At 63.8% G+C, this 4,447-nt stretch carries 3 protein-coding genes; all 3 read right to left on the minus strand.

Annotated elements, in window-relative coordinates:
- Positions 1-2,855, minus strand: a 2,855-nt coding sequence (gene gcvP / locus AC2FFD_RS22135) for an aminomethyl-transferring glycine dehydrogenase (RefSeq protein ID WP_496874155.1), incomplete at its 3' end; no start/stop codon positions are given.
- A 114-nt stretch (positions 2,856-2,969) separates the two neighbouring features.
- The gene (gcvH, locus tag AC2FFD_RS22140) at positions 2,970-3,335 is read right to left on the minus strand and encodes a glycine cleavage system protein GcvH (RefSeq protein WP_170345522.1); all 366 of its coding nucleotides are present in this window, start codon (positions 3,333-3,335) and stop codon (positions 2,970-2,972) included.
- A 17-nt stretch (positions 3,336-3,352) separates the two neighbouring features.
- On the minus strand, positions 3,353-4,447 hold the full coding sequence (gene gcvT / locus AC2FFD_RS22145) for a glycine cleavage system aminomethyltransferase GcvT (protein ID WP_496874156.1): 1,095 nt from the start codon (positions 4,445-4,447) through the stop codon (positions 3,353-3,355).

Below are 4,447 nucleotides of genomic sequence, written 5' to 3' on the forward strand. Positions count from 1 at the left end.
TATTCCGCGGCGTCTTGGTATGCGTCCATTGGGGGGCATGTGCAGACGAGGTTTCGGTCGCCATATGCGTTGTCGACGCGGTTGACGGGTGACCAGTATTTGTCGACGCCCATGGAGCCCGGCGGGAAGCAGGCCTGTTCGCGGGTGTAGGGGCGGTCCCAGTCGCCGACCAGATCGCGCACCGTGTGTGGGGCGTTTTTCAGCGGGTTGTTGTCCGCATCGATCTTGCCGTCGATGATGTCCTGCGCTTCCGCCCGAATCGACAGCATGGCGTCGCAGAAACGGTCCAGTTCGGCCATGGGTTCCGATTCCGTGGGTTCCACCATCAGGGTGCCGGCCACCGGCCAGCTCATCGTCGGCGCGTGGAAGCCTGAATCGACCAGGCGCTTGGCGATGTCATCCACGGTGACATGCGCCTCGGCGTCCAGCGGACGGGTGTCGAGGATGCATTCATGCGCCACCCGGCCCGTTTCCGAGGTATAAAGGATCGGATAGGCATCCTTGAGCCGCGCCGCGATGTAGTTGGCGTTCAGGATCGCCACTTTTGTGGCCTGCGTCAGCCCCGCGCCACCCATCAGCAGCACATAGGCCCAGGACACGGGCAGGATCGAGGGCGAGCCGAAGGGCGCCGCCGAGACCGGGCCCACGGCGGTGCCGTATTCCGGGTGGCCGGGCAGGTGCTCGGTCAGATGCGCCTTGACGCCGATCGGGCCCATGCCGGGGCCGCCGCCGCCATGCGGGATGCAGAAGGTCTTGTGCAGGTTCAGGTGGCTGACATCTCCGCCGATGTCACCGGGGCGCGACAGGCCGACCATGGCGTTCATGTTGGCGCCGTCGATATAGACCTGACCGCCGTGGTCATGAGTGATCTGGCAGACCTCCTGCACGGTGGTCTCGAACACGCCATGGGTGGACGGATAGGTGATCATGCAGGCGGCCAGATGATCGGAGTGCTTTTCCGCCTTGGCGCGGAAGTCGGCGACGTCGATATTGCCCTTGTCATCCGCCTGCACCGGCACGACCTGCCAGCCCACCATCTGGGCCGAGGCCGGGTTGGTCCCGTGCGCCGAGGTCGGGATCAGGCAGACATTGCGCTGACCCTGCCCACGGGCGAAGTGATAGTTGCGGATGGTCAAGAGGCCCGCATATTCCCCCTGCGCGCCCGAGTTGGGCTGCTGGGAGATCGCGTCATAGCCGGTGATCTGGCACAGCTTGTCGTTCAGATCGGCGATCATCTCGTGATAGCCCTGCGCCTGATCTTCCGGGCAGAACGGGTGCAGGTTGCTGAACTCGGGCCAGGTGACCGGGATCATCTCGATCGTGGCGTTCAGCTTCATGGTGCAGGACCCCAGCGGGATCATCGCCCGGTCCAGCGCCAGGTCGCGGTCGGCCAGACGGCGCATATAGCGGGTGATCTCGGCCTCGGCCCGGTTCTTGTGGAAGATCGGGTGGGTCAGATATTCGCTTTCGCGCAGCGCATAATCGGGCAGGCGGTATTGCTTGTTCGAGCTGTCATCCTTGCGGTCGATGCCGAAGGCGCCCCAGACGGCCTCGATGGTCTCGGGGCGGGTCTGCTCGTCCAGGCTGATGCCCACTTTCGTGTCACCGACCTTGCGCAGGTTGACGCCGCGCGCCACGGCGGCCTCCATCACCGTCTTCTGCAGGTGGCCGACCTCGACCGTGATGGTGTCGAAGAACACCTCGGGTTCGACCGAGAAGCCCGCCTCTTCCAGGCCGGCGGCCAGGCGCGAGGTCTTGCGGTGCACCGATTGCGCGATGGCCTTGATGCCGTCGGGGCCGTGATAGACCGCATACATCGAGGCAATCACCGCCAGCAGCGCCTGCGCGGTGCAGACGTTCGAGTTCGCCTTCTCGCGGCGGATATGCTGCTCGCGGGTCTGCAACGACAGGCGGTAGGCCTTGTTGCCGCGGCTGTCGATGGACACACCGATGATCCGGCCCGGCATCGACCGCTTCAGCTTGTCGGTGGTCGCCATATAGGCAGCATGGGGCCCGCCATAGCCCATCGGCACGCCAAAGCGCTGGGTCGAGCCGATGGCTATATCCGCGCCCATCTCGCCCGGTGACTTCAGCAGCGCCAGCGACAGGATGTCGGCGGCGACGATGGCGATGGCTTTGTGTTCGTGCAGCGCCGCGATTTCGGCGGTGAAGTCGCGCACATGGCCATAGGTGCCCGGATACTGGAAGATCGCGCCGAATACCGCGCCCGCGTCCAGCTGATCCGGGTCGGCGACCTGCACGTCGATGCCCAGAGGCTCGGCGCGCGTCTTGATCACCGCGATGGTCTGCGGGTGGCAGTTGCGGTCCACGAAGAAGGCCGCGTTGTTGGCCTTGGACCGGCCGCCGCGCTTGGCCATCGCCATCGCCTCGGCCGCCGCGGTCGCCTCGTCCAGCAGGGACGCGTTGGCCACGTCCAGCCCGGTCAGGTCGCTGACCATGGTCTGGAAGTTCAAGAGCGCCTCGAGCCGGCCCTGGCTGATCTCGGGCTGATAGGGCGTGTAGGCGGTGTACCAGGCCGGGTTTTCCAGGATGTTGCGCAGGATCGGCGCAGGCGTGGTGGTGCCGTAATAGCCCTGACCGATCAGCGAGGTCAGAACCTTGTTCTTGCCCGCCACCTGTTTCATATGGAACAGGGCATCGCGTTCCGTCATCGCCGGACCCCAGTCCAGCGGCTGTTTCTGCCGGATCGCCGGGGGGACGGTGGCGTCGATCAGCTCGTCCAGCGTCTTGAAGCCGATCACCTTGAGCATGTCGCGCATCTCGGTGGGCGACGGGCCAATGTGGCGGCGGTTGGCGAAGTCATAGGCTTCGTAGTCGGTCAGTTTGAAGGCCATTGCAGCGCTCCTCACGGATAGGTCAGGGCCGGCGGAGACTACGGGAGCCTCCGGCGGGAGTATTTGGAAAAAGATGAAGCGGTGGAGCCCCAAAGGCGGGGCTTCGGGTTTGGGTTAGCCGATGAAGGCTTTGTATCCGGCCTCGTCCATCAGGTCCTCAAGCTGCGATGCGTCCGCAATCTTGACCTTGTAGATCCAAGCTTCGCCTTCGGGGTCTTCGTTCAGCGCGCCGGGGTTGTCGGCCAGCGCCTCGTTCACTTCGACGATCTCGCCATCGACCGGAGCATAAAGCTCGGACGCGGCCTTGACGGATTCGATCACGCCGATCTCGCCGTCTTTCTCGAACTCGTCGCCCACTTCCTGCTGCTCGACGAAGACCACTTCACCCAGCTGTTCAGCCGCGTGCTTGGTGATGCCCAGCGTGGCGGTATCGCCCTCGACGGTCAGCCATTCATGCTCTTCGGAATAATAGGTTGCCATGTCTCTCTCTCCTGACTTCAACGCTTGTAATTCTGTTTGACGAAGGGCAGCGCCACGATCTGCGCCGGTTGTGCCTTGCCCCGGATGATCAGGTTCACCTTCTCGCCCGGCGCGCCATGGCCTGCGGACACATAGCCCATCGCGATCGGGCCTCCGACCGTGGGGCCAAAGCTGCCCGAGGTGATCTGGCCGATCCTGTTGCCCTCAAGGCATTGCACTTCCACGCCCTGACGCGCCGGCGCGCGGCCGTCGGGCTTGATGCCCACCAGCTTGCGCGATGCGCCTTCGGCCAGTTCGCGCTGGATACGCTCCGCACCCGGGAAACCACCTTCTTCCTTGCGCCGCTTCTGCATCGCCCAGGCCAACGAGGCCTCAATCGGCGAGGTGCTCTGGTCGATGTCATTGCCATACAGGCACAGCCCCGCCTCGAGCCGCAGGCTGTCGCGTGCGCCCAGACCCGCCGCTTCGCAATCCTCATGCGCCAGGAAAGCCTGTGTGATCTCGATCGCCTTTTCCTCGGGGATCGAGATCTCGTACCCGTCCTCGCCGGTATAGCCCAGCCGCGAGATGCGGCATTCGACGCCCATGATATCGGCCAGGGTGGTTTCCATGAACTTCAACTCGCGGGCCGCGGGGCAGAGCGCGCCCACCACATCCTCGGCCTTGGGACCCTGCACAGCAACCAGCGCGCGGTCGAAGATCTCGGTCACATCGACACCTTCGAGATTGTCACGCATATGCGGAATGTCCTGATGGCGCAGCGCCGCGTTCACCACCACAAAATAGTGATCCCCCGCATTCGACACGATCAGATCGTCCATGATCCCGCCTTCGGCATTGGTAAAGAACCCGTAGCGCGCCTTACCCTCCTTCAGCGTCGCATAGGCCTGCGGGCACAAAGCTTCCAGCTTCTCACCCACATTCTCGCCGCGCAGAATAACCTGACCCATGTGAGACACATCAAACAACGCCGCCTTCTCTCGGCACTGCTTATGCTCGCCCATGATCCCCAAAGGATACTGAACAGGCATCTCCCACCCAGCAAAATCAACCATCTTGCCGCCAAGTGCGACGTGAAGGTCATACAAGGGCGTGCGCTTCGGTGTGGTCAT

Source organism: Ruegeria sp. YTSC002, assembly GCF_059609845.1.

What these genes read in the sequence shown, in the direction of transcription:
- gcvT (WP_496874156.1), bottom strand. Translation starts at nt 4,447, where the DNA reads ATGACCACACCGAAGCGCACGCCCTTGTATGACCTTCACGTCGCACTT.
- gcvH (WP_170345522.1), bottom strand. Translation starts at nt 3,335, where the DNA reads ATGGCAACCTATTATTCCGAAGAGCATGAATGGCTGACCGTCGAGGGC.